Here is a 25047-nt window from a genome sequence, read left to right as displayed (position 1 = left end):
TATTCCATTCTTTTTTTATATCTTTTATGTTTTTAAAAAGCAGACAAGTCTAATCGTTTGCTTTCAGGTGTTAAAATTCTACCAATTTTAAACGCTCTTGATTTAAGAGTTTCCTGAACTTCATAATTTTCATGCTCTATCTTTTTTACTAAACGAGCCAACTCTTTTTCTTCTGAATAATCATTTAAAGTCCATTCACGCATTTCATCATAATGAGCACTCTCATATTCAAGGATAATATATGCCCCCTCATGATTTTCCTTTTCAAGAAGATCCACAAAATCTTGAGAATATTTTTTTCTATATTCCACAGGGAAATCTATAATAGTCCAATAAACAAAACTAACAGCCCATGTCCAAAGTTCATCTTTATTGGAATCATAGTAGCCCATTTCCTTCCATTCATTGACAACTTTTCTAATAATCTCAAAATGCATTTCAGTCTTCTTGATACGTCTATGACTATACAATTGCATCAATGAAGCATTCTTAGTTATTCTATAGTTGTATAATTTATCTTCAAGAACTAAAACATTTTTTGCTCTTGGAACATATCCGAACTGGAATATCTGGTCTTCTCCCAAATTCATAGTCTCATCAAAGAAAAGCTCAGTAGGGCTTGATAATAATTCTCTTCTAATTAAATGTAACCAAAGAAATGGTTTCGCAGCTTTTTCTCTAAATATTATTTCACTTGGTTTGCAATTGATATGTTCACTGTACTGAGTAGTTAGCACGCCTGAAATATAATCATTAGGTTCACCAACAACATTTCCTCCAAAGATAACCAAATCCCAAATATTATTTTCTTTAATCTTATTTATTAGAATCTCATATGCATTATATTCGAGGTAATCATCTGCATCAACAAAACTAATAAAATCACCAGTAGCGTGTCTTAAAGCAACATTTCTAGCAGCAGCTGGACCTGAATTTTTCTGTCGGATAATCTTTATTCTGTCATCTTTCTTTGAAAACAATTCCAATAACTCTAATGAATGATCTGTAGAGCCATCATCAACACAAATGATTTCAAGATGCCAGTATGACTGATTGCTAATTGTCTCCAAACACTTCATGATATACTTTTCTGCATTATAAACTGGAATTATTACCGATATAACTGGATTATATTCATTCTCAACTTTGTTTAATTCATTTTCCATCACTTCATTACCCATAACCTTTGATTTTCTCCGTTCTAATTTTTTTATATTATTTTACATGTAATAATTCTTTAACTTTAATTCCTCGTTTAAACTCTTCTGAATTTCTAATCTTCACAAGCTTTTCATGGCTCTCATTATATTGATCGCGATATCTAACTGAACAATCCTCGAGCATAAACAACTTTGGAGAATCAATAATTCGATTCACCTGCATGAAAATCCATGGATCAAGAGATTCAACTCTCAATAATGGATCTTTTAAATCTTCTTCGAATTCTTTACTTATATGCTCTAAAAACTCCAACTTATAATCAATAGCCACTCTGTTGTATGAATTTAAATAATTGAAGAGCTTCTTTTCAAAGAAACGCTTGTGTATTTCCTCGCCAAACTCCTTGTGACTATCTAATATTTCTCGCATGAATTTATATTCATCACAAATGCAAAATACTTTTTTCTTGTTATTAATTGATGAATTAGGATTATCTTGTCTGTAATAGTAAAATGCTTCATTGATAAATACAATTTTGTTAGCCATAGATATAGCCTGAAACCAGAATCCATTATCCTGAAAACTAGCGCCTGGGGTCTCATTGTGTCTTATATTATTCTCACGTAAATATTCAGTCTTATATATGCCAGTCCAATTCATCATTGTAAATGTAAAAATCTCAGGACATACTGTAACGTTAAGAACTCTGTTATAGTATTCATCAGGACATACCGCTTGGAATTGACTTCTATTTTTCCCATTTTTGGTAGAGAAAATATAATGATCTGACTTAACTACATCTGCATCATATTTCTCAATAGAATCAAATAATCGTTCCAACATATGCTTATCTACATAATCATCTGATTCAATAATACAAATATATCTACCTTGAGCTGCATCCATGCCTACATTCATAGTATTTCCATAGCCAGAATTTGCCTTAGTAATTACCTTAATACGTTTATCTTTCTTCTCATATTCACGCAAAATATCTAAAGAATTATCTGTAGAGCCATCATTTACACATATAGCTTCAAAACTTTTAAATGTTTGATTTAATATACTATCCAAACACTCTTCCAAATACGCCCCTACATTACACACTGGCACAACAATAGAAATTTCTACATTTTCATTCATTTTATATTTCCTCCCTTTAATGAAAACTTTATTTTAAATATGTTATGTATTAATTTTTTTTTATAATTCGATATAGACGCCTTCTTTTTATAATTTCTATAATTCTTCTTTCCCTCATAGTTGAGTAATGAACGATTTTTTATGAATTCTGTAATCTGATTGGCTAATTCATGTGTATCACCTGTTTTTAGAATACATTTAGGATTATCAACTATATATTTTGCACCTGTATTTTCAGTTACTAACAAAGCTTTTTTTAACATAGCCGCCTCTAATGCCACCAGCGAACATGATTCATCTCTAGAAGCTATAATAAATAAATCCATTGAACTGTATAATCTGTATAACTTGGTAATATCTCGAATTTCACCATGATATACTACACATTCGTGATTTATATATTTTGAGGCGTAATCCTGTGACCACTCAGGTATCCTTCCAATTATGTGTAATTCAATAGATTTTTTCACTTCGACAGGTAGATTGTCTATAGCACTAACTACAACATCCAATCCTTTTCGAAATTCTATTGTTCCCGCCAAACATAATTTAAGTTTTTTTTCAAAATCTACGTTATTTTCTTTTAATATATATTCTTCAACATAATTAGGTAAAATGTCGAGATTCTCAAGTTGATATTTATCTAATATCTTCTGCTTTGCATATTCACTAACACACCAATATCTATTTATATTTAAAAAGTCATCTGGCATAATATCACAGTTTTTAATTAATTCTTCAATATTATCAGCTTCGTGAATATATAAAACTGTTTTTAAAACTCGTTGTATATACCGAGCTATTTCTGAACAAAAAATTGTATGACATATACATAACCTATAATCTTTTAATTTATTATCTAATTCATAACCGGCATCTGATGGGTAATTAATACTAACTATATCAAATCCATCATTGCTGAACTCTGTAGTAAATGGACCATCATGCAATGTCCAAATATCAACTTGATACCCTATACTTCTAAAAACACGAGCCATCTTTAACACTGCAACAGGTGCGCCAGAATATGTCATTTCAAAGCTTACCAATAATATTTTTTTTGAAATCATAACATGTTTATGCAATCATCTTTCTTTTTATCAAATATATATCTTGAAAAAATCAGCAATGCTAAAAACCACATTAAAAATTTTGCCCATGCAGACCAATGGGATTGAATCCCATACATTAGGCTGTTTCTATATAAAATAATAGAAAGGAAAATAGGATTATAGGTTAAAAGATATCTAATATTCTCAGGATAATTTCCTAGTGGTAGAAAAGTACCTGACACAAAAACCAGCATTGACATTAAAACTGAATATAGATACTCAACATCGCCAAAAAATGTATAACAAATAGCTAGAATTCTTCCAATACTAGTAATTATACTAGCTGTGATTAACAATATTGGAATAACTAAAATAATCCTCCAAGTAATATGCACTTTGTAATATATACATATTGGAATCAATGCTATGGACGAAAACAAGAATTCCCTAAAGCCCGAATAAATGCTATTAATTACAAAAACCTCAACCGGCAATTTAGTCTTTATCAAAAGATTTTTATTATTAACAAGTGATTTCATCGCAGTTTTTGTTGATGAATTATAAAAATTAAAGATTGTAATTCCTGTAAACACAAAGACAGGAAATCTATCAATATCATGGATTATTATATTGGTGTAATATGTAGATAAAATCACCATATACAACAATGGATTTAACAGATTCCAAACAAATCCCAAGCTCGTCTCATTACTTTTTTTTCGTTGTTCCTTATATCCAATTTGCTGCATAACAAAATAATATTGTCTAAGTTTTTCCATACTTCACCCACTAAATTTTCTTTATAATACTATTTTCTGCCAGCTTAAAGACTATAAATCCAAGAAGTAGTGAACCAATAGCCCAAACAATCATTGCAATTAATTGTTTTAATTCATATGTACCATTTATAATACTTTTTCTTGCAATATCAGGATAAATAAACAAAGGATTAATCAATGTGTACTCTTGTACAGCTTCTGGATAACGCTCAATAGGATAAAATATCGCAATCATGTGAATCAGTAAAACAAGAATATTGTGCCATAAAAATTTAATATCCTTATAAAAAACATATATAGTTGCTAGCAAAAAAGAAATACCTACAGTAAAAAGTAATTCAAAAAATATATCCACAAAAAATAAAATAACAGTCCATTTTATTTGCACTCTAAAAAATATCAGAACTACAAGTAATGCAATAGAAGAAAATCCTAAATTTACTAGCGATGTATAATCACGTGAAAGCACAAAAATCCCTCTTGGTAATTTTGTTTTCTGAAATAGCAATTTATTATCTTCAAATGCAGTCATAGATGTGGTAGTAGCTATATTAAACATTGACCAAGTTGTATATCCTGTCAAATAATAAACTGGATAAGAAATATTGTTCAGCGTAAACCCACTAAAAACTGCGGTCATAACAAACATAAATAACAGTGGCTGTAATACACTCCAAAAAATACCTAATACTGACCTTGAATACTTTCGCTTAATCTCCCTTGTAGTGAGCTCTCTAATTACGAAAATATATTGCTTTAATCCATATTCCATAACTAAGATACCTCACTAACCTTTTTTATAGGTTCTGGCACACCTTTTTCCTGCATTTGCTGGTAAGCTTTACATACAACCTCAGGTTTACCTACCATTCGAAGCTTTCCCTTTTCAATCCATACAACCTTTGAACAGTTTTCCTTGATAGTAGGCATGCTATGGCTAACGAGAAGTACAGTACTTCCACCATGAATCATTTCTTTAACACGCTTTAAGCTCTTTTTTCTAAAGAACTCATCACCTACAGAAAGGACTTCATCCAAGATAAGGATTTCAGCTGCATCACCGGCTGTGGCGATTGCAAATCCCAGACGACTTACCATACCACTTGAGTAGTTTTTAACCTTTTCATCCATGAAATCTTCAAGCTCTGCAAACTTTACGATTTCATCATAGTGCTCATCCAAAAAAGCTTTTGAGTAACCGATGATAGCACCGTTGAGGTAAACATTCTCGCGACCTGTAAGCTCCATGTCAAAACCTGTACCAAGTGTAAGAAGCTGAACCTTTTTTCTATCAACCTTTACTGTACCTGATGTAGGACGAAGAGCTCCTGATACGATTTTAAGGATTGTAGATTTTCCGGAACCATTTGTTCCGATAATACCTACTACTTCTCCTTTAGTTACATCAAAACTTACGTCATCAAGAGCAAAAAACTCTCTATAAGAAATATTTCTTTTAAGTAATTGTATGAAATAATCCTTTATGCCATTTACATTCTGTGTAGCAACCTTAAATTTCATTGTTACATTCTGAACAGAAATTACTGTATTAGAGTCATTATGATCATCTAAATCCTCAAGATCACCTAAATCTTGAATATCTATTTCATCGTCGAAAAAATTACTACGTATATACGTTTTCTTTTTCTGTTTTTCTGTCTTTGGATTCTTCTTCATAAAAAGTACAACACCCACAATCCCAAGAATCAAAACACCTATGGACATACTTACAATACCTATGATGAGTGGTAATGTATTCACTCCATTGCTTATAAAATTAGCTTTCAATGTAATCTCCTCTGAATTTTCACTTTCTTTTTCATCAATGTTACTTTGAGCAGTAACGACCTCAGTTTCAGACACTACATCAGCTTCAGGCATGACCACTTCAACCTCAGGTTGAACTTCTTCTTCCTCTACTTCACCAACTATATCTTCACCTTCGATAAAGACATCTACGTTGGTTAAGTCTTCTATTGGTTGACGATTTGAGCCATCAGCATCACTAGTGTAACCATCTACAACAGATATATAGCCATTGCCACCTGAAAGCGTTTCAAATGAAAGCATATACTTCCTGGTTGCTGACAATCCGCTACCTTCAAGAGTGATTATTCCGTCTTCCTCAGAATCACCACCCTTAATATATTGCATTCTGTTTTTGTCATACTTTAGTTCTATGTGATAGTTTTGATTTCTATCAGTTGTATTGACATAAACACCTATTGGGAATTTTGAATTATCTTCTTCGTAATACTCTGTTGAACCAAATGTAATCTCACCTGCAGCATAGGCATAATGAGGATTTATAAATGCGCAAGACAAGATTGCCAGCGCAACCGTCAAGCCTCTAATCTCATGTCGTTTCATATCTCTCACGCTCTCTTATCCATCGTTTTCTTTTACTATATTGCATGTAATATTTGTAGTGATTATACGCAGTCAAATGGTATCTTACAGTGGCTGGTTTTGCATAAAGCATCACTGATGCCTCATACCAACCTGATATATTGACCACATACCTTTTACCAAAAATCATTTCACGAAGTTCAAGATAAACCCTCTTTAAGAAATGATTGTCATGCAAGTCTTTTTCTGTAAGCCTTGTGGCCAACACAGCGTTATCATAGTCGATAACATCATCTGAAAAATGTAATTGTCCAAATACTTTCGCTTCTTCAAGAGATGGTTTGGACATAAAGTTAAATAATGCTTTTTCAATTGTTTTTTTTGATATAGGATTGTTAAACAATGTACATATATCTTGAAAATTATCGTATTCACGAAGCAGGTTTTCCTGATAATCGTCGATAATACCATCTATCTGATTTAGAAAAGCAATCTGTTTTACTGTTATATCAGATAAAACCGGGACAGTCCCTTTTGGATTATATTTATATCTTAGGGTCATACCGTGTGGTGCTGAAAAAACACACTCAAACAAGCAATTATTAAAAGCCACTTTTTCCTTTAGTCTCGACCTAGGCCCAAACAAAAATGAGTGATAATACTTTTCTTCTGCCTTTGGTGGTATTTCATATAACCCGTAATAATAACCTTCTATAGGTTCCTGCCCACCCATAGCAATGTGAAATTTGTTTAGGCTTTGTTGTATTGAACCAACCCAGCCACTATCCACAATAGCTATTTTTTCTTTATTTCCAAAGCCTGCCTCCTCTAAGTATTTAGAAGCACTTAAAAATTCCTTTTTTGAATTTTCTATTAACAGGCCAAGAAAGTCTATGTCATTTTTTAAAATAGCTTTGACTTCTTTAAGTCTGTGCCTTGGAATCTGTTCATCAACGCCAATTCCAAGGAAGTCTGCTATTTTTTGTATAAACTGTGTTTTATCGCCCTCTGAAAGTCCTGAGCGATTCAACACTGTAGTAGGAGTAACATCTACTCCGCTCAAAGTAATATAAGATAAAGCTTGATCAACATCTAAATGGTAAAGGGGAACTCTTAAAGATAACCTCGAAACATATAGATATTTACAATTTATATTTAAATCAAACTCTTTTACGTATTTTTCTGCTATTCGGTAATAGAAATAGGCATCTCTTGCGAGAAAAAATAAGGTCTTGATTCCCTTATTCATAGCTTCCTCAAGAACATGTAACACAAAGCTGTTTAAAACCGGTACCAAAACGTAATTCCCAGTATTATAAATCACTTCGTCTTCTCTATTGGAGAAGACTCTGTGCTCACCAGGTCTTGCTGATAAATCACCTAGCTTTGGAACTGCTTTGTAGATTTTCTCATACTCTATTATCTTTTTTTCTTTCAAAACATAACTCCTAAGACTTAAAATCCATTTCTGATTCTAAAAGCAATTCTGTTTGGAACCATCCAAACAATAAGCGGTTTAATAACATAGTAGATTTCAAGCCATGGATTCAAACCTAACTTTTTGAATCCATTCCATCTAATGACAACCTCGGCCAGCTGATCACTCAGTTTCCTGCGGTTGTAGCTATCTTTGGTCTCCCTGTAATAAAGCAAATCCTCCTGCAGGTTGAACCCTTTTATTCCAGCTGCTGTCAAATTCATAAACAGCTGATAATCCTCACCACGGCGCGATTTGTTATTTGAGCCGTATGGATTGTCCATGCTTAATACGCATTTACGAAACATAATAGTTGGATGGGCATAAGGTTGATACTTCAAAAAATCTTTATTTACAGGTTTCTTTGGATATTTACGCTTGCCATATACCTTGTCGGTATCATCCATCAAAAGCAAATTGCCTCCAACAAAACCATACTCCAAGTGATTTTCCAAAAATGTATATTCCTTTTCAAATCTTGAAGGAGAGCTTATATCATCCGCATCCATTCTTGCCAGATACTTGCCATTGGCTATTTTCACCATATGGTTTAAGCCATATGCCAGCCCATGATGCACTTCCTCTCGGATAAATACAATTCTTGTATCTCTTTTAGCATATTCATCAATAATGCCTTTAACATTATTAACAGAACCATCGTCAAATATAATCAGTTCAAAATCCCTGAAAGACTGAGCAAGTATTGACTCAATCGCCTTTTTCAAATATGTTTTTTTACAGTTATAAACCGGAAACATTACACTTATTGAAGGCATCCTCGTAGACCTTTCTCATCACTTTTTCTGATTCTGATTTTTCAAAAGCTGTAACTGATTCTCTAATGTTTTCTCTATTATATTTTTTATGCTCTAGCTTATATGAATACATTCGCATAATAGCATTGGCATAAGCCTCCACAGTATCTTCTGTTACCAGAAGGCCGTTTTTCTTATCTTTGATGTATTCTTTTGACCCTCTATTGCTTGATGCGATAACTGGAAGCCCTGTAAACATTGCTTCAAGTGGAGCCATACCAAGGCCTTCCCTGATTGATGGAAATACCATTACATCTGCAGCTCTTAGGAATCGACGTATATCTACCTCGTAGCCAAAGAATTTCACATTATCTTCTAAATGATACTTCTTAACGTATTTTTTTAAGGAACGTTCCTGACTTCCACTTCCGATAATTCCATAGATTACATTGAATCCATCATTATTTTGTTTGAAATAGCGGATGGTTTCTATAATCTTTTTCTGATTCTTGTTTTTTCTAATCTCTCCAACACTTATGATGAAAAAATCATCCTTTTTTATATCTAACAGCTCTCGCTCTTTTGTTTTGTCGTCATCGTTGGTCAGACAATAATATTCCGAATCCACGCCCTCACCTGGAATCCGATAAACATTATCTGCATACATAGTTTTGGCAGCACATTCGTCCTCGTGATTGATAGTGACGATTGCGTTGGTATTTCTGCTCATGAAAAGCTCTGCCAAATAGTATATAGCATTCCATATTTTGGATGCGCCATGATAAAAATGGAACCCGTGCGCAGTGTAAATCACATACACCCCTTTTAGACCTATACAGGCAAGTCTTGTAACCATACCTCCAGTAGGTGTGTGACAATGGATGATATTAAATTTTTCAGTCTTGATGAGTCTGCGTAAGGCAACGATAGCTTTAATATTAGCCCCGACGTCTACTAGTGACTGAGTAATTGGAATGTCCTGATACTTAACACCTAATTCTTTCAAAATATCCTCGTCGTCTTCATAGACAATATTATGAGAATTAGATGCGTAGTGCACCTCGACGTTCATGGCTTCCAAAAGCTCAACGTTTTGTCTTTCAAATTTAGACAAAAAACCATACACAGAAGAAACAATTAATGCTTTCACAAATTACTCTCCCATTAATTTTCTTCTAAAACTTCGTTTATTCGCTCTCTGGCATTTTCAATGTCATCCTGATTTGGCTCCATTACATACACCCTTTTCGTAAGAGAATAAACATGGTTGTACTCTCCCGTACCACCAACACTTAATTTTTCAATATTCCATTTCCCCGGATTTGCCAACTCATAAGAAACCAAATCGGCTATCTCATCAGTTGTTATATCTGTGGCAAACGTGCCATCACATTCTTTTAAAATATCAGCGTAATTCATCAATGTGCTCTTTGAAGTCATTTTTTGAATTACAGACTGAATAACATTCATTTGATTTTCGCCACGCTGGACATCTCCTCTGGCAAATGAATGTCTTTCTCTAACAAAAGCCAACGCCTGTAGACCGGTAAGCTGGTTTTCTCCTTTGCTAAAGTGTCCAATATTTTCCACATCAAAGGCATAATCCGACCATACAGTGATACCGCCCATGGCATCAATCAATCCTTCAAAGCCACTATAGTTCACCTTGAAATAGTGATCCATTTCTATGCCGTAAAGCATTTCCATGGTGTCCTTTGACACATCTATGCCGTATATACCTGAATGGGTAAGCTTATCCTTGACACCACCGGAGATAGACAAAGGTACATAGTAATCCCTAGGTGTCGAAACTAATAAAATATGCTTAGTTTCAGGATTTACCACGGCAATGATATTTACGTCAGAACGGCTTGTGACAGAAATATGGCCCCAGGTATCCTTACCACTTATGTATACGATAAATGGCTCTTCGGGTGTGATGATAGTTGGAGCTTCCACGATTTTTGAAACATCCACTTTATCCAGCAATCGCAATCTGCCGCTAAACTCCTCACCGAATTCACTATCCTCAAGTAAATCTATATATGAAGTGTTTAACACTGCGCCTTCACACTGCCCATTTATAAGCCCTTCAACCAACGAAGCCTGATTATCAAACTGACTGATGGCAAATCCGTAAGATCCAATTTTTTCAGATAAAGTTTCGTCTACAGTATCAGAAGCAAGACCTACAGATTTCTTTGATAAGTCATCTACTGTTTCTACCTTTGATTCATTCAAAACGTAAATACCATAGGTAGTCGTTTCGGTTGTTTGATTGGCGATGGTATCCAAGGCTTTAATACTGTTTGCGTACAAATATATTCCTTCAACATTTGTTGCAATTGATGCAACAATGAGGATAATTCCAATCACTTTAACAACTGTTTTTTTGCGTGTAAAGAAAAATCCGCCTGCACCAAAAAGAATAAGTATAAATATAACTATAGCTACTGCATATGGGATAGGAAGTATGGCCACACTCCGCATTTGTCTGACCAATATTATCAGCAATACACATATAGCAATGGTGCATGCCCCTAAAATCCCTGCATACACGCCTTTTGTTACTGTTCTGCTTTTCATTATTTAGAACCTAAATCTATTAAATTTTGTTATTTTGGAATGAAAATCCGCTATTTATGAAATGATAAAACTAGTTAGAATTTAAAATTTTCTCCCTTTTTAAACATTACAAATTGTAACATACTTCACATTTTTTTAATATATGCATTTATTCTAAAATTGTGGGCAATTATGGATTAAAAACCTTAATCTTATACTTTCCGTTTCCAGAATGTGTGGTTTTATACACAAAAAAATCCCATTTATTTCGCACATTAAAATATCCAACATGATATAATGCTATGAGGATAATTATGTAAGGAGTTAAATAATTATGCAAAACGAACTATATAACAAAATGAAAAATTTAGCATCAGCATCACCGCTTCCATGCGCTATTCTGTCTGTTGAAAAAACAGATGAACAAAAAATCGGCGAGATTAGCTATCTGTGTGTGAATGAACCATTTAAACTAAGTTTTTACTGTCAGCTTCAAAATATAAATATCGATGCGCATTCTATAGATTATTCAACCTTCGATGAATATCTTAGAGGAAAATCATATACCTGCTTCATACCCAGGGAACCAAAATTTGACAAGATTGCCTATGAGTGCGCATGGAACAACGAACCTACCCGTGTTTATGTCGATACTACAAAAACACTTTCCTGCTGGTCCGAGTTTATATTAATGCCTATCAATTGCGAACATGATGACAATATTTCCTATTGTCAGTTCTTTTATATAATGGACAAACAAATGAATCCCAGCAAATATTCATTGATGTCACCTGACATTTCTCAATTTGTAATTCAGTCTTGTCTGGAACTCAATGAAGACCGTGACTTCATTGAAAGCTTAAATCATGTCACTAAAGAAATCAGGGAATATACTAATTCCTTCACCTGCAGCATGATTTCCATTGACAGGCAGTCAAAAGACTTTTCTATCTTAAGTGAGAGCGTTTTAAACAATATGTTTAGCGTAAAAGAAATATTTAAAGATTTTCCATTTGAAATAATGGATGCCTGGTCTCAACTTTTTACAGAGACCAACTCTCTCATTATCAAAGATGCTCAGGATATGGAAATATACGAAAAGAAAGCCCCAGCTTGGGTTTCTACGCTCAAACGCGATAATGTAAGTAGCTTATGCCTGGTTCCACTAACTCACCACAATGAAACTATTGGCTATCTTTACATTGCCAACTTTGACATTTCAGAAACATCCAGGGTAAAAGAGACAATGGAGCTGCTGGCGCATTTTCTTTCTTCTGAATTGGCCAACTATCAGGCTTCTAAAAAATAAAATCCGCTATGTAAAGCAAAAGCACCCGAATCGGGTGCTTTTTATATGTTTTAAATTTTATAATGCAATTGCAGTCTCAAGAGCAAGCTTCATCATTTCTGTAAATGACTTCTGACGCTCTTCAGCTGGGATTTCCTCTGATGTAACAAATGAATCAGAGATTGTAAGCATGCAAGTTGCGTTTTTTCCAAGCATGTTTGCGTTGTTGAAAAGAGCAAAGCTTTCCATCTCTACGCAGTCACAACCGCAACGCTCCTTAACTGCCTTCCAGCCACCCATCTCAGGTGCTGTATAGAACTGATCACTTGAATGTACCTTTGCAAGCTTTGCATCGATGCCAAGCTCCTTGGCCTTTGCGATAGCAATGTCGTTAATCTTCTTGCTAGGATATAAAGTCTTCTCTTCTACACCATTTGTAAATTTTGCAAATGTACTCTCTGAAAAAGCGCTTTCTGAGATAACTACATCAAGTACGTTGAGCTTGTCTGTGTAGCTTCCTGCTGAACCGATTCTGATGATATTTTCTACATCATAGAATTCGTATAACTCATATGAATAAATACCGATAGAAGGCATTCCCATTCCACTGGCCATGACTGATACAGGAACTCCCTTATATGTTCCAGTAAAGCCAAGACAGTTTCTAACAGTATTTACGCACTTTACGTCCTCTAAGAAATTTTCTGCTACAAACTTTGCGCGGAGTGGGTCTCCTGGCATAAGTACTGTTTTAGCAAAATCACCTTTATTCGCCTCGTTATGTGGTGTTGCCATATCTTTTCCTCCTTATTAAATTATATTTTAATTTCACAGCTAGAAGATTATTCTAGCTAAAGTTCTCTAGTATTTCAACTATGTTTTACTTGTAATTGTAGTAATAGTGAGCCCTGATTGTAATTCCTTCTGTCCTGTCGAAAAAGCCTTCCTGTCCATTTGCCACCTGTGTGTCATGTAGGTTTTGGGCATAGGATGTGGTGAAGAAAAACAGCGCATCTGTATTAGTATTTCCAGCTATAGCCTGCTCTGCCGCTTTCATGCAGCCTTTGTTTGGACCATTCGCAAGAATGATTGCAAATCTGCCTGATGCCACCGGAGCAAACTGACCTGGAGCATAAATTACTCCCGCAATAGTATTTGGAAATTTGGAGCTAGCCACTCGATTCATAACTACTGAGCCTACCGCCAAACGTCCATCAGAGCCCTGGTTGTCAGCCTCCGCCTGAATAAGAGCAGCTAAAAGTGTGGTTTCATCAGCGTCTCCGGCGTAACCGCCTTTATAGGCTCCATGCTCACCAGCCAGCCTTTGTGCCAATGCCAGCTGAGCCTCTTCGTATTGTTTTCTGATTCTCTTTTCGTTTTCTTTCGCTTCTTGAAGCTGACGTTCTAACTCTTCAATAGCAGCCTGGCTATCGGCTATCTGACCAGCTGTAACGTTAAGCGCTGTAGCTGCATTTCCAACTAAATTTCCAAGCTGTGATTTTTTTGAACTTAAAGAGCTCTTATAGGCACTCAGCTGCTTATTTTTTTCTTCTACCTCCGCCTTTTTTTCTTCTAGCGATGCTTGAGTTTCCTCAAACTTTTTTATGGCTCTTTGATCATAGTCCACAATCTGGGACATATATTCTAGTCTCTGCAAAAAATCTGACATGGTGCCACTTTCCAGAAAGTTTACCAGAGTGTTTGTAGATTTATTTTCGTACATATACTGTATTCTGGCTTTCATGGAACGCTTTTGAGCATCCAATGAATTCTGGATAGTTGTAATCTCATCAGAAAGCTTATTTATATCTGCTTCAACCGCAGCTATATCCTGTTCTGTATTTGAAATCTCACCAGTAACAGTGGATATTTGATTGTTCAAATCTGTAATCTGTCCTGACAAGCTATCCGCCTGAGACTCCAATTGATTTTTTGCATCTTGAACCTGTTGCTGCTGATTTTTTAAATCCTCTACCTTTTGGGTAGCATTTTCCGTCTCTTCCTTGAGCCTGTCTACTTCCGCTTTAGAAGCTTCAACACTTGAGCATAAACAACTCAGCGAAAGAATGATAATCACCAAGCAGGCTCTGAGTCGATGTTTCATTAATTCCCCCATGTAATATCCTACCTGATTTATTACTAACGGTTAGATCTGCTAATAGCTTCCACAGCAACCGCACCGCCGCGCACAATCTGTACGTTTTTAAATCTTGTTTTAAGTAAAGATATTATTTCATTATTTTTATTTTCAGTAAGTGTGCATTCAAAAAGCACTGTATCCGAACCAATATCACAGATTTTTACACTGCCCCCTCTGTCAAATACTTCTGCTATCTGAAAGGCTTCTGTCTTGCCCTCGGTATCAAGTCCATGCACTGTAGCATAAAGGATTTCTTTCATGTGGATAGGAATAGTGGTCAAATCTATAACCTTGATAACCTCTACCATAGCGTTGAGCTGTTTTTTAATCTGCTCAAAGGTCACATCATCAGCCATAACAGAAATGGTCATACGTGATACATCCTCACGCTCTGTAATACCTACTGTAAGAGTCTGAAGATTATATGACTTAGCTGAAAAAAGTCCAGAGACCTTTGCCAGAACACCTACCTGATTTTCTACATATAAAGCAATCCATCTATTTTTCATTTTATCCATGTCATTTACCCCTGCTTCTATTTTAAAATCATGTCACTAAGTGGTGTTCCGCTTTTTACCATAGGAAGAACCAAATCGTCTGGAGATACTGCAAAATCTATGATAGTAGGGCCATCCTCATTTGCTCTAGCTTCCTTTAACGCAGCTACAACCTCAGATTCATTTGTTACTCTTATACCCTTAACATTGTAGGCCTCAGCCCACTTGAGGAAGTCTGGGAAATAGCCTCTTTCCCCTGCAGATAAATCGGTAATCTCATAACGTTTTCCATAGAAAAGCTGCTGCATCTGGCGAACCATACCCAGATTAGAATTGTTAAATAAGCATATAACAACTGGGATTTTTTCTGTCATGACTGTGGCCATTTCCTGCATGTTCATCTGGAAGCCACCATCGCCTGTGATTAAAACTGCAGGCTTGTCTGGGGCACCTACTGCTGCACCCACTGCTGCCGGGAATCCAAATCCCATAGTTCCAAGACCACCCGATGTAATAAATTCCTGCCCCTTATTCAGCTTAATAAACTGGCTGGCCCACATCTGATGCTGTCCTACATCTGTGATGATATTAGCATCCGGGAATACCTGATTGATTCCATCGCAAATAACCTGAGGACACACACCTATTTTGCTATGTGGCATAGTAAGTGGATGTTCGCTCTCCCACTCTGCAATCTTTGCCACCCATTTTTCGGTATTCATTTTTTCAGCATATTCCACCAAACGCTCAAGAGCGATTTTAGCATCAGCTGTAACCGGAACATCTACCACTACATTACGTGAGATAGAAGCAGAGGCAATATCCACATGAACTATCTGTGCCTTTGGAGCAAATTTCTCCAAATCACCTGTTATTCTATCGTTAAAACGTGTACCTATAGAAAATAAAACGTCGCATTCGGTAACCGCTTTATTAGCAGCGAATCTACCATGCATTCCGCAATTACCAATGTAAAGCGGGCTATCCTCTGGCATAACACCTTTTCCCATCACTGTAGTTGTGACAGGGATGTTCATTTTGGTAGCAAACTCTAAAAGCTCGGCCTGAGCACCAGATATTCTGACACCGCCACCTGCTAAAATCAGAGGTCTCTTTGCATTTTTAAGCAGACGATAGGCCTTTTTAAGCTGGCCAATATGAACTGTCTCGTTTGGATGATAACCACGAATATCCACATGATCAGGGTAATCAGGAGAGCCTGGTGTCACCTGAATATCCTTTGGAATATCAATAAGAACCGGGCCAGGCTTGCCAGTTGAGGCAACCTGAAATCCCATTTTAATGACGCGTCCCATCTCCTCGCGGTTGCGGACTGTCACGCCAAGTTTGGTAATAGAACGGGTCATGCCCACAATATCTACCTCTTGGAAAGCATCGTTTCCTATTAGGTGAAGAGGTACCTGACCTGTAAAGATAACTACTGGAATGCTGTCATAATAGGCATCTGCAATACCAGTAATTGTATTAGTTGCACCTGGACCTGAGGTCACCAGGACTACAGCCGTCTTTCCTGTGGCACGGGCATAGCCTTCTGCCTCGTGCACAAGGGCTTGCTCATGACGGCCAAGAATAACTCTTATGCCCTCAGTCTTGTATAGCTCATCTATAATATCTGTAATCATACCACCTGGGTATGCAAATATTGTATCTACGCCCTCTTCTTTCAACGCCTTAACAAATAACTTTCGTCCTGTGATGTTCAATGCCATTTTAGTGTCCTCATTGTAAGTGCCGGTTTATTGTTGCTATTTTGTATAAGTTCTGAAATAAAATTCTATATCATAATATGTCTGCTCTTCTGATTCCTGAGCAAGCTTCCACTCTGGTTTTTCATCCAGATTTGGGAAATATGTGTCTGCATCGTAGCTATAATCCACATATGTAACAAATGCACGACTACATTCATCAAGAAGCATCTTATAGATACTTTCGCCACCGATGACAAAAATATCATCTGGATTATATTTTTTAAGTTCTTTATCAAGCTCATCCTTTGAATGAACTACAACTGCATCCTTTACCTGATAGTTTGAGTCGCGAGTCAAAACGATATTCACTCTATTTTTGAGTGGCTTGCCACCTGGGAAGCTCTCTAGAGTCTTGCGCCCCATGACTACCACCTTGCCTGTGGTGGTTTCTCGGAAGAACTTCATGTCATCTGGAATGCTTACCAAGAGCTTGTTGTCCTTGCCTATGGCCCAATTTTTATCTACTGCTACAATTAAATTCATATCATAATCCTCTCCATAAATCAGCCTCCAAGTGTTCCGTGCTCCCGCAGGCCACCTTCCATACTCTCGCTCCGGTGCAGTAGCTCCTCACTCGGCATGGAGCCTTCCTTCTCGCGCTCGCCAAGGTTAAGCAGCTGATTATTCAACAACATTATACCGCTATCGGTATGTTACGAATCTGCTCGCCAGCCTCATATCCTTCCACAATAAGGTCATCGGTAGTGAAATCATAGAAATTCTTCACCTCAGGATTAAGCGAAACCTTTGGAGCTGGAAGCTCTGGGCGGCTTAGAAGCTCTTTGATTGCATCCACGTGGCGGTCGTAGATGTGTGCATCTGCGATGACATGGATGAGCTGTCCCGGTATCATGTCATTGACCTGGGCCACCATCATAAGAAGGATGGCATACTGGCACACGTTCCAATTGTTTGCAGCAAGCACATCCTGTGAACGCTGATTCAGCACCATGTTAAGTACCAACTTGCCTGTAGCCTTGTCCTTGGTGACATTATAGGTAGCTGAATAGCAGCATGGATCCAAATGTCCTGTGGCAAGGTCGTGGAACTGATATAGATTTGTCATGATTCGACGGGAATAAGGTGTTTCCTTGAGCTGCTTTAGTACATAATCCATCTGGTCAATCTGCTCGCCCTTAAACTCGAATTTTTCTCCAACTACGTATCCATAGGCTGTACCGATGGAACCATTCTCATCTGCCCATTCATCCCATACATGTGGCTTCAAATCGTGAATATTATTTGACTTGCGCTGATAAATCCAAAGCACCTCATCCATGCAGGACTTAAGTGCTGTCTTACGAAGTGTAAGAGCTGGGAATTCCTCACGTAAATCGTATTTATTAACCACGCCAAACTGCTTGATAGTGTAGGCTTTTTCACCTGTATCCTGCCAAGTTGGGCGCACTATTTCATCCTTTGTATCCGTGCCATTTTCCAAAATATCTCGGCACATATCTTTAAATATAATATCAGCTTTGCTCATGCAATAATTATCCCTTTCAAAATCTCAAAACCTAGAATTCACCTAGATTATATAATCATTATAAATTTTACCACAATTGCCTGCAATTTGAATACCCTTGAAAAGGACTAATCAATGCGCTACTATATTTACTAGTTATGTTAGACTTCCTACGGAAATCAAGGTCTAGCAAATAGGAGAAGAAATGAGTCAGCAGAAAGTAGATCAGAAGAAGTTAGACAAGAAAAATCGCAGATCAATCCTCAGAAAGAAAAAAGCCGAAGAAATCGCCAGCATCGTAGTTGCTTCAGTAATTGGCCTTGCTATCGTTGGCTGGGTGGGATTTTCTATCTACACAAAGGTACAGGATTCAGCCAAGGCAAATGCCACCTACGAATACAACGAGGTTGACACTTCAGCCATTCAGGATTATCTTTCAGATTTATCAGCTGAATAATCAGATTAAACATAATACCAGCGGCTCGCTATGTGCGGGTCGTTTTTATTTTAAAATTTTGGAGATTACGATATGAAATACATTCATCCAGATTACTATGACAATTTCAAATGCATCGCAGACGCCTGTCCTAAGACCTGCTGTGCCGGCTGGCAGATAGAAATAGATGATAATTCTTTGAATAAATATTCATCCATGAAAATTGATACTGTCGATTACCATGAGCAAGCATTTTTTCATGATAATAAAAAACGATGCCTGAACCTTGATGAAAATGGTTTATGTAAATTGATTACTGCCCATGGCCCGGATATTTTATGCCACACCTGCGCCACATTTCCAAGGCACATAGAAGAATTTGAAAATGTCAGAGAATATTCCCTCAGCATTTCCTGCCCTGAGGTTGCAAGAATGATTCTTTCAACCGTGGAACCGATTTCTTTTAACCGCTCGGAGGATGCCACTTTAGATGAAGAGGACTATAATCCTGAAGAACAGTCCATATATAGACTTCTTAGTGTATTGAGAGATAATTTCATCGACATCGCTCAAGACAGAACACGCACACTTGATGACAGAATGGGGCAAATTTTAGCTATTGCAAAGGCATTTCAAGATGAAATCGATTTTGTTTTGCTTGGGGACGGGGAGATTGAAGATATTGATTTAGAGGCTGTTTTACACGTCGCTTACAAACCTTTAGATTTGACTCCAGAGGTAAGACACACCTTATTTGATGCTATGAAAGACTGGGAATACACTGGCGATGAGTTTGTTGACATCATCAATTTTTCCGAAGAAACTATCTATAATACTACGTCAAGAAAGTCAGTAGATATATGCGATATGACCACTTCCATGAGCTCACATCTTTCTAGTAAAAATATCAATCTTGATATTATCATGGAGCAAATTCTGGTTTACTTTATTTATGCGTATTTCTGCGGTTCCGCCTATGATGAATACTATTTCGGGCAGGCGCAGCTTTCAGTCGCCACATGCGTTCACATTCAGGACTTAATGCTGGCGCATTATATTAATACTGGTTCAATTGATTTGGCGGATATTATAAGATTTACATATCTTTATGCACGAGAGCTGGAACATTCAATTCCAAATATTTTAGCCACAGAAGCATATATGGACGAGCACCCACTTGTATAGTGGGTGCCCATTTTATTAAATGAATTGAAAAATATCCATCTGTCCATCTATCCATGATTTTTGCTCTACATCATGGATGATGTCACCTGGCCTATAGTCGCCTATCAAAAACTGAGAGTTCGGATTGTGCAGTTTTCTATTAACGGGCACCTGGGCGATATCATTATTAGCATAACAATACCTACACAAATGGCCACAGGTATCGTAAGCGCCAATATCCGACCCTAAATAGCAGGCGCAATCTTCACGCGCAGTTTGTATTTTTGATTTAGGTGGAATTAGCTTCTTACCTATGGCGTTTTCGTAGTCAGCTAGTGTCATGCACCCTCTGCAATCTGCCCCATATTTTTCCAGAAAATCTCCCTCAGCGCAGGGCTTAACGAGCATCCCGTGTTTCTTTGCAATTTCTATGATTTTTTGTCCCAGATAAACCTTATCCTCAGCTGACACACCTCTGGCCTCTGGAAAGTTTCTCTTCACCTTGTCATAAATATCTATAAAGCTAATCACCACTATCCTAGTGTAGCCCTCAAGGTTTTCCGCCATTTCCGCAATTTTTTTCAGATGAAAATCCACCGTATATTTATCGTCTATAAAAATCGGATCATATCTCCAGCCTATGGAATCAAGTCCCACCTTTTTAGAAAGATATTTGAAATCCTCCATCACCTTTAGCTTGTCCGGCACATGGGGCTCTATGTCCCTATCATAGCCAGTAATAGTCACATACCAGAACTGTCCATAGCCATCCAACAAGTCAAGATACTTAAAGAACGGCGCCGGATTTTTGCTGCAAAAGCCTATAATATCCACCACCTTAGGATCCAGCTTGTATCTGCTCACCTGAACTGGATTGTATGGATTGCGCACGCACACCACACCTTCTCTTAGCCTATTTGCCAACCATTCAGGGAAAAATGCAGGTATGTCCGTCCTCTGCCCTGTATTAATAATCATAGTGTTACTCCTATTTTTACCGTAGTTTAGCTCATATTCCCGGACGTAAATATCGCTATTTTCAGTATTATATCTCAATATTTCAACAAGAACAAATGTTTTATTGAAGGTGGAAATTATTGCACCCCAAGCAATTTGCCTTGATTCCATAGTTTCCCTAGTGACTGTTTACAAACCTGTTAATGAAGGTGATAATTTGTGAACTATCGCAGAGATGGTTATGATTTTGACGCTCTTTGGGAAGATGGTAAAGCCTCGGCCAAGCAAAAGAAAATTATGGATTTATATTGTGACGATCAAATAGACGCGGAATACTATTCCAATGAACTTAAGAAAAAAGCAGGGTTCGGAAAAGGTGGTGAGAAGGGATTTGATGGTGTAATCACTGGCCTGCAAATGCAGATGTATCTTTGTGTAAGAGATTTTAGGCAACGCAAAAACAAGCAAGGCGAAGAATACGGATGGCCTATAGCTATCTATTCTACCCCGGAACATCTGTGGGGCTCCGATTATGTGAGGTCTGAATATAAAGAAAATCCTATAGATTCTGCAAAGAAAATCGAAAACCACATAATGGACATGTATCCCATTGCAACTGCAGGGCAGATAAAAAATATAATTGGAACAAGGCCTGGAGAACGCAAGGTCTCAATTAAAAAGGCAAAATAGTCCAAAGTTTAGTGATAAAATGAAATCCTATGCAAAGCATCTTGGCAGTATGCTGCTTTGCATAGGATTCTTCTTTTTGTAATATTCAAATATTAATCGCCTATATAGCTTCATAGCGCACTTTTACTGCAACATGATTCCACTGGCATTATATGTTCCCGATTTCATAGCCAATGCCTTATTAATAATGGTCTCCATTGAGTTTGTACCATTAATTATGGCTTTGTAATACGCTGAACCTGTATTAAAAATACTCTTTATATCATCTGGATTGGCAGCTTTAAGCTTTTCTTGATCCACGGCAAGTTTTCCATCGGCAGACATTGTTATCCCAACTTTATTAAAAGCTTCTGCCTTTTCTTTGAAAGCTTCACTAAGCTCTATTGCAAAACTATTCTTAAGTGAACCACCGCAATTATCCAAAGAAGTAACTGTACTATTGTAAGCAGTTATGTAATTATTGATATTTTTAATCAGCAAGCTATTATCGTATTCTTTTCCAGTTTCTGCTTTGTAAAGCTCTTCGTTTCCAAGTTTGACTAAGGCATCTTCCAAATTATTTGCAGATGTTTCAACTTGCTTATATTTGTTATTACCTTTTGTCGTACCAAATCCAAAGGATTCCATTTTTCGCTGATATGCTAATTCATTCTTTTCGACCAAATGATTAATCAGCGGATTACCTTTTTTGTTTTTATTTAACATTGATAAAAGCCCCTGGCTAGCCTGATAGTATTCATACGAATTTTTAATTGAACTCATAACAACCTCCATCATTTTCGCCCACAAATCGTAAATCACCTATTCCAACATCATTCCGTTGATATAAGCGTTTCCTTTGCCTTACAAACAATTACACTTCTATATCGACATATAACGGCTCAAAATAATAGTCAATATAAATATAATCGTGGCATATTTTTTGTGTAAATATTTTTAATAACAAATGTATATAAAATGGAGTTATCAAATCAATATGCATTTCATGCAGGAGCTTCAAATGTTGGCATAGTATCAACAAGCTCCTGTAAAGGCGACCAACTCATAGGGTCAAAATCGTCATCAAAATTGTCTTCAGAAAATGAATCATTATTTGATAAAGATTTTTTCTTTTCCTCAGCCTCCTCTGACGTAGAAGGTAGTTTTCTATAATTATCTGATTTTTTAAATTCTTTTGCCACCTCGTCAAGTGCTGCTACAATATATTCCTTATACTGATCTTTATCAGATATTCCAGATATGGACTGCATAATTATGTCATTAACTTCCTCTTTTGAATTGGCATGCTTCAAACGACTAGCCATAGTTTCTGCCATTCTACGGATTCGTAAATACTGAATATACAGCTCTGGATCATGCTGCTTTAGATAGGATTCTTCTTTTTGACTAAGTTTCTTACCACTTTTAAGTTTTGCCATTATTTTAGTCATCATCTTTTCGTCATTTTGTTCAGAACTATTCTTTGATTCTTCAATTTTCTCTCTAATTGAAGCTGCAATCTCAGTTCCAAGCTTTTCTGTACTTTTTTCATCAGCTGCAGATACATCAAGTTTTATGCTATTCATTTTCATTTTTGCCTGTATCAATATATTATCCATAAGTTTCCAGCCCCTTTCATAATAAAAAGGCATCAACAGATATGCTCAATCCATTGACACCTTCAAATCCTTTACTACAATGTAAATACTCTCTCTATTTGTATATCGGCTGATTATGCTAATAATTCAGTATAATTTTGTGCGGCTCTCTAATCTTTTTCTGGCAAATGCTTATCTGAGCTATACCAGAAATCTTTATTCTTTGTTTCTACATACTTTGCTTCAATCATGTACTTCTCCAAGTTTTTTAGTCCAATAAACCAGTTTATTTTTTAGTACTAAGAAACTTGGAGTATTCGATTGTAAAAGTAGAACATTTGTGCTAGATTTATCTATGCGGTTCATCCGCACTGAAAGTACCCATGACGAGGTGGAAATCTCCCGAGCCATTCTATAAGGTGCTCCATATATTTGGATGTCACTATGGAAGGGAGGTGGCGCACATGACGGACTACGAAATCTTGATGATAATGCTAACTATGTTAGCGTTGCTTTTTACAGCTTGTGGTTTCTTACTGGCGTTGCTTAGCTTTCTCGATAAGAGAAACAACAAGCGAAAAAAATAATGCCTCTCTCGTCTGCGAAACGAAAGAGGCGGCTCTCACTGAGAGCTAAATAAGTCTATTTCGGGAGCATCCACTTTGAAGTGGGTGCTTTCTTTATCTATAATATAACATCATTTATTGCCGAATTCAATTGGAATAAAATAATTACTATTTCACTGTATATTTTCTTGTTTGATTTTTTCCTAATTCACCCAAAAAAATATCATCTTTTGTTCGACTAGGCAATAAAACAACAGGCCACTATAAGAGAGTGTCACAACTTGGTGATATTGATACTGATAGTTGGAATGAGATGTTTGGGTAAGCAAAAATGAGTAAAAAAATAAGGGCTATAAGCCCAGAACAACGAATGTACCCTTATTGTACCCCTGTTTTTGCAAAATAAAAAACTCACAAATGCGATAAAATCAACATTTGTGAGCCATTTCGGAAGAGCGCGAGACGGGACTCGAACCCGCGACCCCCACCTTGGCAAGGTGGTGCTCCACCAACTGAGCCACTCGCGCATGTCTTATGTGTTCCTCGGAACAATGTATAATATATAGGAATCACAGCCATAAGTCAAGGGATTTTTAAAAGTTGCAAAGCTTTTAAAAATCCCTTCGTTTTTCAGAAAATTACAACTACTTATTCATGGCACTATCATATTCGATTGAGTTAAGGCTGTCGCCATCAAATATGAAAATAAGTGATGTACCGCCAAGCTCGTATGTCATTGAACCTGTAGCCTCTTCAGCTGGCTCACCATATGCAGCAACAATGTCTTCTCTTGTGCTTGAAAGGTCTATCCCCTCATCTGTGGCAACATTATCTGTTCTGAGGCGAACATATAAAATTCTGTCAACATCACCATCTGGATATGTCTGAATTTCAAAATCACTGTAAGTATATAGCTTTCCGATTCCCTCTGCTGCACAGCTAGGTGATTCAAAATACTGACTTGGCTCACCAAGCTTTTCTACTATAGGGGCTGCATCATCATCCATTTTCAATTCTGTTCCATCATAATGGAAAACATATCCCTCATCATTTTGTGCTGTAGACTCAGCATCACCAGCACCATTTGAGCTAGCCTCAATAACCTTAGTGTCGTCTGAACCGCCGCAGGCAACCATAGACAGTGCCATAGCTGCAACAATACCAAAAGCTAACCATTTTCTCTTCATCATTTTTCTCCTTTATTTTAAGGCTTTGCC

General features: G+C 36.7%; 24 protein-coding genes and 1 tRNA gene. 4 read left to right on the top strand and 21 right to left on the bottom strand.

Annotated elements, in window-relative coordinates:
- Positions 1–32 precede the first annotated feature (32 nt).
- Genes BLV53_RS06200 through BLV53_RS06155 form a run of 10 tightly spaced genes read right to left on the bottom strand, consistent with a single transcriptional unit; the run spans position 33 to position 11302 of the window.
- Complete coding sequence (locus BLV53_RS06200) at positions 33–1181, bottom strand: glycosyltransferase family 2 protein (RefSeq protein WP_090298663.1); 1149 nt, start codon at positions 1179–1181, stop codon at positions 33–35.
- Positions 1182–1215: 34 nt separating this feature from the next.
- Positions 1216–2304 (bottom strand): glycosyltransferase family 2 protein, encoded by a 1089-nt coding sequence (locus tag BLV53_RS06195; RefSeq protein ID WP_090298660.1) that lies wholly within the window; start codon positions 2302–2304, stop codon positions 1216–1218.
- A complete protein-coding gene (locus tag BLV53_RS06190) occupies positions 2301–3374 on the bottom strand; it encodes a glycosyltransferase family 4 protein (RefSeq protein WP_090298656.1) in 1074 nt (357 codons plus the stop codon). Before BLV53_RS06190 ends, BLV53_RS06195 begins: the two co-directional genes overlap by 4 nt.
- Positions 3371–4135 carry an ABC transporter permease gene (locus tag BLV53_RS06185; RefSeq protein ID WP_090298653.1) on the bottom strand — a complete coding sequence of 255 codons (765 nt, stop codon included), beginning with the start codon at positions 4133–4135 and terminating at the stop codon, positions 3371–3373. The genes BLV53_RS06190 and BLV53_RS06185 overlap by 4 nt, the downstream gene beginning before the upstream one ends.
- Before the next feature lie 10 nt (positions 4136–4145).
- Entirely contained in the window at positions 4146–4907 is a 762-nt protein-coding gene (locus BLV53_RS06180; protein WP_090298650.1) for an ABC transporter permease, read from the bottom strand.
- A 2-nt stretch (positions 4908–4909) separates the two neighbouring features.
- A complete protein-coding gene (locus tag BLV53_RS17645; RefSeq protein WP_330388319.1) occupies positions 4910–6505 on the bottom strand; it encodes an ABC transporter ATP-binding protein in 1596 nt (531 codons plus the stop codon).
- Positions 6492–7922, bottom strand: a complete 1431-nt coding sequence (locus tag BLV53_RS06170) for a hypothetical protein (RefSeq protein WP_090298648.1) — start codon at positions 7920–7922, stop codon at positions 6492–6494. The genes BLV53_RS17645 and BLV53_RS06170 overlap by 14 nt, the downstream gene beginning before the upstream one ends.
- Before the next feature lie 17 nt (positions 7923–7939).
- The gene (locus BLV53_RS06165) at positions 7940–8686 is read right to left on the bottom strand and encodes a glycosyltransferase (RefSeq protein WP_170830767.1); all 747 of its coding nucleotides are present in this window, start codon (positions 8684–8686) and stop codon (positions 7940–7942) included.
- Positions 8687–8702: 16 nt separating this feature from the next.
- Entirely contained in the window at positions 8703–9866 is a 1164-nt protein-coding gene (locus tag BLV53_RS06160) for a glycosyltransferase (RefSeq protein WP_090298642.1), read from the bottom strand.
- Positions 9867–9880: 14 nt separating this feature from the next.
- Positions 9881–11302, bottom strand: a complete 1422-nt coding sequence (locus tag BLV53_RS06155) for an LCP family protein (RefSeq protein ID WP_090298639.1) — start codon at positions 11300–11302, stop codon at positions 9881–9883.
- 313 nt (positions 11303–11615) lie between these two features.
- On the opposite strand from BLV53_RS06155, the gene BLV53_RS06150 reads away from it, so the two are divergent.
- Positions 11616–12590, top strand: coding sequence for a GAF domain-containing protein (locus BLV53_RS06150; protein WP_090298635.1), 975 nt, complete (start codon positions 11616–11618; stop codon positions 12588–12590).
- 57 nt (positions 12591–12647) lie between these two features.
- On the opposite strand, the gene deoD is transcribed toward BLV53_RS06150, so the two are convergent.
- From deoD to thyA, 6 genes are all read right to left on the bottom strand, one after another.
- Complete coding sequence (gene deoD / locus BLV53_RS06145; RefSeq protein WP_090298632.1) at positions 12648–13364, bottom strand: purine-nucleoside phosphorylase; 717 nt, start codon at positions 13362–13364, stop codon at positions 12648–12650.
- A gap of 85 nt (positions 13365–13449) precedes the next feature.
- On the bottom strand, positions 13450–14673 hold the full coding sequence (locus BLV53_RS06140; RefSeq protein WP_170830766.1) for a cell wall hydrolase: 1224 nt from the start codon (positions 14671–14673) through the stop codon (positions 13450–13452).
- A gap of 35 nt (positions 14674–14708) precedes the next feature.
- Positions 14709–15218: an acetolactate synthase small subunit gene (gene ilvN / locus BLV53_RS06135; RefSeq protein ID WP_090298937.1), complete on the bottom strand. Its 510-nt coding sequence runs from the start codon at positions 15216–15218 to the stop codon at positions 14709–14711.
- A 26-nt stretch (positions 15219–15244) separates the two neighbouring features.
- Positions 15245–16936, bottom strand: a complete 1692-nt coding sequence (gene ilvB, locus BLV53_RS06130; RefSeq protein ID WP_170830765.1) for a biosynthetic-type acetolactate synthase large subunit — start codon at positions 16934–16936, stop codon at positions 15245–15247.
- Between the two features lie 36 nt (positions 16937–16972).
- A complete protein-coding gene (locus BLV53_RS06125) occupies positions 16973–17458 on the bottom strand; it encodes a dihydrofolate reductase (protein WP_090298629.1) in 486 nt (161 codons plus the stop codon).
- A 151-nt stretch (positions 17459–17609) separates the two neighbouring features.
- A complete protein-coding gene (gene thyA, locus BLV53_RS06120; protein ID WP_090298626.1) occupies positions 17610–18461 on the bottom strand; it encodes a thymidylate synthase in 852 nt (283 codons plus the stop codon).
- A gap of 184 nt (positions 18462–18645) precedes the next feature.
- Between thyA and BLV53_RS06115 the strand changes: the two genes are divergently transcribed.
- Both BLV53_RS06115 and fliB read left to right on the top strand, forming a co-directional pair.
- Positions 18646–18897: a hypothetical protein gene (locus tag BLV53_RS06115; protein WP_090298623.1), complete on the top strand. Its 252-nt coding sequence runs from the start codon at positions 18646–18648 to the stop codon at positions 18895–18897.
- Between the two features lie 72 nt (positions 18898–18969).
- Positions 18970–20061 carry a flagellin lysine-N-methylase gene (fliB, locus tag BLV53_RS06110; RefSeq protein ID WP_090298619.1) on the top strand — a complete coding sequence of 364 codons (1092 nt, stop codon included), beginning with the start codon at positions 18970–18972 and terminating at the stop codon, positions 20059–20061.
- A 15-nt stretch (positions 20062–20076) separates the two neighbouring features.
- On the opposite strand, the gene BLV53_RS06105 is transcribed toward fliB, so the two are convergent.
- Entirely contained in the window at positions 20077–21018 is a 942-nt protein-coding gene (locus tag BLV53_RS06105; protein WP_090298931.1) for a DUF1848 domain-containing protein, read from the bottom strand.
- 198 nt (positions 21019–21216) lie between these two features.
- On the opposite strand from BLV53_RS06105, the gene BLV53_RS06100 reads away from it, so the two are divergent.
- Positions 21217–21687, top strand: a complete 471-nt coding sequence (locus BLV53_RS06100; protein WP_090298595.1) for an AlkZ-related protein — start codon at positions 21217–21219, stop codon at positions 21685–21687.
- A gap of 123 nt (positions 21688–21810) precedes the next feature.
- Here BLV53_RS06100 and BLV53_RS06095 read toward each other — a convergent pair whose 3' ends face one another.
- From BLV53_RS06095 to BLV53_RS06080, 4 genes are all read right to left on the bottom strand, one after another.
- Positions 21811–22449: a hypothetical protein gene (locus BLV53_RS06095; RefSeq protein ID WP_090298591.1), complete on the bottom strand. Its 639-nt coding sequence runs from the start codon at positions 22447–22449 to the stop codon at positions 21811–21813.
- Between the two features lie 221 nt (positions 22450–22670).
- Positions 22671–23285 carry a hypothetical protein gene (locus BLV53_RS06090; RefSeq protein ID WP_090298588.1) on the bottom strand — a complete coding sequence of 205 codons (615 nt, stop codon included), beginning with the start codon at positions 23283–23285 and terminating at the stop codon, positions 22671–22673.
- Positions 23286–24284: 999 nt separating this feature from the next.
- Positions 24285–24357: transfer RNA gene (locus BLV53_RS06085), tRNA-Gly, on the bottom strand.
- A 117-nt stretch (positions 24358–24474) separates the two neighbouring features.
- A complete protein-coding gene (locus tag BLV53_RS06080; RefSeq protein ID WP_139298926.1) occupies positions 24475–25020 on the bottom strand; it encodes a hypothetical protein in 546 nt (181 codons plus the stop codon).
- Positions 25021–25047 lie beyond the last annotated feature (27 nt).

The sequence above is a fragment of the Pseudobutyrivibrio sp. ACV-2 genome, assembly GCF_900107545.1.
Classification (GTDB): domain Bacteria; phylum Bacillota; class Clostridia; order Lachnospirales; family Lachnospiraceae; genus Pseudobutyrivibrio.
The sequence above is the reverse complement of the archived record's forward strand: the minus strand, read 5'-3'. Positions and strand labels throughout refer to the sequence as shown.

Coding starts and splice junctions, on each gene's coding strand:
- BLV53_RS06200 (WP_090298663.1), bottom strand. CDS start 1,181: ATGGGTAATGAAGTGATGGAAAATGAATTAAACAAAGTTGAGAATGAA.
- BLV53_RS06195 (WP_090298660.1), bottom strand. CDS start 2,304: ATGAATGAAAATGTAGAAATTTCTATTGTTGTGCCAGTGTGTAATGTA.
- BLV53_RS06190 (WP_090298656.1), bottom strand. CDS start 3,374: ATGATTTCAAAAAAAATATTATTGGTAAGCTTTGAAATGACATATTCT.
- BLV53_RS06185 (WP_090298653.1), bottom strand. CDS start 4,135: ATGGAAAAACTTAGACAATATTATTTTGTTATGCAGCAAATTGGATAT.
- BLV53_RS06180 (WP_090298650.1), bottom strand. CDS start 4,907: ATGGAATATGGATTAAAGCAATATATTTTCGTAATTAGAGAGCTCACT.
- BLV53_RS17645 (WP_330388319.1), bottom strand. CDS start 6,505: ATGAAACGACATGAGATTAGAGGCTTGACGGTTGCGCTGGCAATCTTG.
- BLV53_RS06155 (WP_090298639.1), bottom strand. CDS start 11,302: ATGAAAAGCAGAACAGTAACAAAAGGCGTGTATGCAGGGATTTTAGGG.
- BLV53_RS06150 (WP_090298635.1), top strand. CDS start 11,616: ATGCAAAACGAACTATATAACAAAATGAAAAATTTAGCATCAGCATCA.
- deoD (WP_090298632.1), bottom strand. CDS start 13,364: ATGGCAACACCACATAACGAGGCGAATAAAGGTGATTTTGCTAAAACA.
- BLV53_RS06140 (WP_170830766.1), bottom strand. CDS start 14,673: ATGAAACATCGACTCAGAGCCTGCTTGGTGATTATCATTCTTTCGCTG.
- ilvN (WP_090298937.1), bottom strand. CDS start 15,218: ATGAAAAATAGATGGATTGCTTTATATGTAGAAAATCAGGTAGGTGTT.
- ilvB (WP_170830765.1), bottom strand. CDS start 16,936: ATGGCATTGAACATCACAGGACGAAAGTTATTTGTTAAGGCGTTGAAA.
- BLV53_RS06125 (WP_090298629.1), bottom strand. CDS start 17,458: ATGAATTTAATTGTAGCAGTAGATAAAAATTGGGCCATAGGCAAGGAC.
- thyA (WP_090298626.1), bottom strand. CDS start 18,461: ATGAGCAAAGCTGATATTATATTTAAAGATATGTGCCGAGATATTTTG.
- BLV53_RS06115 (WP_090298623.1), top strand. CDS start 18,646: ATGAGTCAGCAGAAAGTAGATCAGAAGAAGTTAGACAAGAAAAATCGC.
- fliB (WP_090298619.1), top strand. CDS start 18,970: ATGAAATACATTCATCCAGATTACTATGACAATTTCAAATGCATCGCA.
- BLV53_RS06105 (WP_090298931.1), bottom strand. CDS start 21,018: ATGATTATTAATACAGGGCAGAGGACGGACATACCTGCATTTTTCCCT.
- BLV53_RS06095 (WP_090298591.1), bottom strand. CDS start 22,449: ATGAGTTCAATTAAAAATTCGTATGAATACTATCAGGCTAGCCAGGGG.
- BLV53_RS06090 (WP_090298588.1), bottom strand. CDS start 23,285: ATGGATAATATATTGATACAGGCAAAAATGAAAATGAATAGCATAAAA.
- BLV53_RS06080 (WP_139298926.1), bottom strand. CDS start 25,020: ATGATGAAGAGAAAATGGTTAGCTTTTGGTATTGTTGCAGCTATGGCA.